This window comes from Photobacterium aquae (genome assembly GCF_001029445.1).
GTDB lineage: Bacteria > Pseudomonadota > Gammaproteobacteria > Enterobacterales > Vibrionaceae > Photobacterium > Photobacterium aquae.
The window spans coordinates 1-368 of the sequence record NZ_LDOT01000098.1; the positions used below are offsets into that span (position 1 = coordinate 1).

Below are 368 nucleotides of genomic sequence, written 5' to 3' on the forward strand. Positions count from 1 at the left end.
AATAAACAATTGCGCGCCAGCCAATGACCAAGCCAACATCGGTTGGCCTGACTTGCCGAACCCGCAAAAATAGCGGTGATCTACTTTGATTATTTTGGCTTTATCTCTCATAGCTCACCCCCGTCAAAAATATCCTGTAAGTCTCGTGACTTCGGAAAATCCGACTCAAAGCGGTTGACCATCACACGAGCGGCAGCGGCTTGAGCATCAAATAAACAGGCAATATCGATACCGCACCCGTAAGTCATTCGTATTGCATCCTTAGAAAGACTAAAAGGACATTTACCAAACTGCTTAAAACACGTTGCTTTACGAAGGCGCTCAGCCTGATAGAACAATTTATAAAGTTCTTTGTGAATATTCATAGC

At 43.8% G+C, this 368-nt stretch carries 1 protein-coding gene; it reads right to left on the reverse strand.

Annotated features, from left to right (window positions below; translation table 11 throughout):
* Positions 1-107: 107 nt before the first annotated feature.
* Positions 108-368: hypothetical protein (locus tag ABT56_RS24460; protein ID WP_205626112.1), on the reverse strand; the 261-nt coding region annotated here is incomplete at its 5' end.